This window comes from Dietzia sp. (assembly GCF_036741115.1).
In the GTDB taxonomy this organism is placed as follows: Bacteria; Actinomycetota; Actinomycetes; order Mycobacteriales; family Mycobacteriaceae; genus Dietzia.
On record NZ_DAINST010000144.1, the window covers coordinates 1 to 3,557 of the forward strand.

General features: G+C 72.5%; 1 protein-coding gene. It reads left to right on the forward strand.

From position 1 onward, the window contains the following. On the forward strand, positions 1 to 3,557 hold a 3,557-nt coding region (locus tag V7E05_RS13985), incomplete at both ends, for an Lhr family ATP-dependent helicase (RefSeq protein ID WP_333620240.1).

Here is a 3,557-nt window from a genome sequence, read left to right on the forward strand (position 1 = left end):
CACATACCGTGATCATCGACGAGGTGCACGCGCTGGCCGGGACCAAGCGCGGCGCGCATCTCGCCCTGTCGCTCGAAAGGCTCGACGCGCTGGCGGAGCGGGCTGCCGCCTCGCCGGAGGAACATCGCCCGGCGCAGCGCATCGGCCTGTCGGCGACGGTCGCCGACCCCCACACTGTCGCCCGATTCCTCGCAGGCGAACGGCCGGTGGAAGTCGTGGCGCCTCCTTCTGCGAAGAGCTACGAGCTATCGGTACGCGTGCCGGTCGAGGACCTCGCGGACCTCTCCGGCACCCCATCGCCGGTCGAGGCGCCGGCGGGCAGCGCGGGACAGGGATCGATCTGGCCGCACATCGAGCGGCAAGTGGTCGACCTTATCGTCGCGCACCGATCGACGCTCGTCTTCGTCAATTCGCGGCGCCTCGCCGAGCGGCTCTCAGCGCGGATCAATGAGATCCACGCGTCGGATACCTCTCCCGAGACACTGCCCGAGGAACCGCCGCGGCCACCAGCGCAGGTCATGGTTCCCTCCGAGGCCACGCGCGGGGCGGCGGCCGATCTCGCAATGGCCCACCACGGCTCTGTGTCCAAAGAGCGGCGGTCGGAGGTCGAGCACGCGCTCAAGACAGGCGAGCTGCGCGCGGTCGTCGCCACGAGCTCCCTCGAGCTGGGCATCGACATGGGCGCGGTCGATCTCGTCATCCAGGTCGAATCGCCCGGGTCGGTTGCGTCGGGCCTGCAGCGCGTGGGCCGCGCGGGGCACAACGTCGGGGACACGTCCGTGGCGGTGCTGTTTCCCAAGCACAGGGCGGACCTCGTGCACTCGGCGATCACCGTGGAGCGCATGCTCGCCGGGGCCATCGAGAAGACGGATCCGGTGTCCAACCCGCTCGACGTGCTCGCCCAGCAGACCATCGCCGCCGCGTCGATGGACGAGATCGACGTCGAGGAGTGGTTCGATCTCGTGCGGCGCGCGGCGAGCTTCTCGGCGCTCCCGCGCGCGGCGTTCACTGCGACGCTCGACATGCTTGCCGGGAAGTACCCGTCCACCGACTTCGCCGAGCTGCGGCCGCGGATCGTCTGGGATCGGGACGCCGGGGTGCTGCGTGGGCGGCCGGGCGCCCAGCGGCTCGCCGTCACCTCCGGCGGAACGATCGCCGACCGCGGCATGTTCGGCGTGTTCATGGTGGGGGACAAGCCCACGCGCGTCGGCGAGCTCGACGAGGAGATGGTCTACGAATCGCGCATCGGGGACGTGTTCGCGCTCGGCGCGACCAGCTGGCGCATCGAGGAGATCACGCACGACCGGGTCGTCGTCTCGCCCGCGCCCGCGCATTCGGGGCGTCTGCCGTTCTGGCGGGGCGACGAAATGGGCAGGCCCATCGAGCTCGGCCGGGCGCTCGGCGAATTCCTCCGGGATATCGCCGCGAACGGCCCCGATATCGAGAAGCGGCTCGAGGCCGCCGGGCTCGACTCGTGGGCGAAGGAGAACCTTCGGCGCTTCGTCGCCGATCAGCTCGAGGCCGCCGGAGTGGTGCCCTCCGACCATTGCGTGCTCGTCGAGCGGTTCCGCGACGAGATCGGGGACTGGCGCGTCGTGCTCCACTCGCCGTTCGGCGCCGGCGTGCACCGGCCGTGGGCCGAGGCGATCCGCGGGCGTCTGGCCTCGCGCCACGGCTTCGACCCGGTGCCCGTGGTGCACGACGACGGGATCATCCTCCGCGTCCCGGACCTCGCGCCCGGGGAGGCCGATGCGGCGCTCGACCTCGACGCCCCGCTCGACGCGTTCCGCGGTGGAGTGGCGGTCGGCGAACCACCCATCGGGGCCGCCGATATCGTCTTCGAGTCCGGGGAGGCGGTCGACGTGGTCACCGCGCACGTCTCCGATACCGCGCTGTTCGCCTCGAAGTTCCGCGAGTGCGCGGGCCGCGCGATGCTCCTGCCGCGCCTCGATCCGGGGAAGCGGGCGCCGCTGTGGCAGCAGCGGCAGAAGTCCGCGCAACTCCTCGATGTGGCGAAGGCCTACCCCGATTTTCCGATCATCCTCGAGTCCGTGCGCGAATGCCTGCAGGACGTATACGACGTCCCCGCGCTGGTCGAGGTGCTCGACGGCATCGCCTCGCGGGAGATCCGGGTCGTCGAGGTCACCACGCCTTCGGCCTCGCCGTTCGCCGCGGCGCTCATGTTCGATTACGTCGGGGCCTTCGTCTACGAGAGCGACGGCCCGCTCGCAGAGCGGCGCGCGGCGGCGCTCAGCCTCGACCCCTCGCTGCTCGGACAGCTCCTCGGCCGCATCGAGCTCCGCGAGCTCCTCGACCCCGGGGTCCTCGAGCAGGTGGAGGATCGGCTGCAGCATCGCGCCGAGGGCTACAAGGCACGCGACGACGAGGGGCTCGCCGATCTGCTCCGCCTCCTCGGGCCTCTCACCGAGACCGAGCTCGCCGAGCGTGCGGAAGAACCCGCGCGAATCGGCGAGCACCTTTTCGAGCTCGAGCGTCAGTCCCGCGCCGCCCGGGTCGCCTTCGCCGGCGCCGAGTGGTGGGTCGCCGCCGAAGACCTCGGCCGGCTCCGCGACGCTCTCGGCGTCCCGCCGCCGCCCGGCACGGGAGCAGCTTTCCTCGACAGTGGGCGCGATCCGCTCGGCGAGCTCGTTCGCCGCTACGCCCGCACCCACGCGCCCTTCACCGCAGAAGCGGTGGCGCAGCGATTCGGCATCGGCACGGTCGTCGCGCGCGGCGTGCTCGACAGGCTCACCGCAGCCGACCAGCTCGTGGCCGGGGAATTCCGTCCCGCCGGATCGGGCGCGGAATGGTGCGATCCCGAGGTGCTGCGCCGCATCCGCCGCCGCAGCCTCGCCGAGCTCCGCGCGGCGATCGAGCCGGTGGAGCAGGACACTCTCGGGCGCTTCCTGCCCGCATGGCAGGGCCTCGGTCGCGGCAATACCGAACAGGGAGTCGACGGCCTGCTCTCGGTCATCGAGCAGCTCGACGGGGTCGCGCTGCCGCTCTCCGCGTGGGAGTCGTTGGTGCTCGCGCCTCGCGTCCGCGATTTCGAACCGTCCATGCTCGACGAACTCCTCGCCTCGGGCGAGGTGCTGTGGTGCGGCCGCGGCCGATCCGGCGCCCGCGACGGACTCGTCTCCCTGCACCCCGCGGACTCGGCGCCGCTCACGCTGCCGACCGCGGACATAGTGGAGGCCCGCGCGGCACTCACGCCCGTGCAGGCGCTTGTTCTCCGCGTCCTCGAGCGCGGCGGCGGACTGTTCTTCCGCGACATCGTCGAGGCGGTCCGCGAGCTCGCCTCTTCGGAACCGCTGGATGACGGCGCACGTCCCCCCATCACTGAGCTCGGCGTCCGCGACGCGTTGTGGGCGCTCGCCTGGTCCGGCCTCGCCCGCGGGGACACGTTCTCGCCGCTCCGCGCCGTGCTCGCCGGCGCCCTGCCCTCGCCGGGCGCCGAGGGCGGCAAGTCCGCGGGCTCGCCCGCACACCGGAGCTCGGCGCGCGGCCGCGGCGGCCGTGGGGGCCGCGCGCCGCGCCTCGGCCGGGCGCGCCTCGGG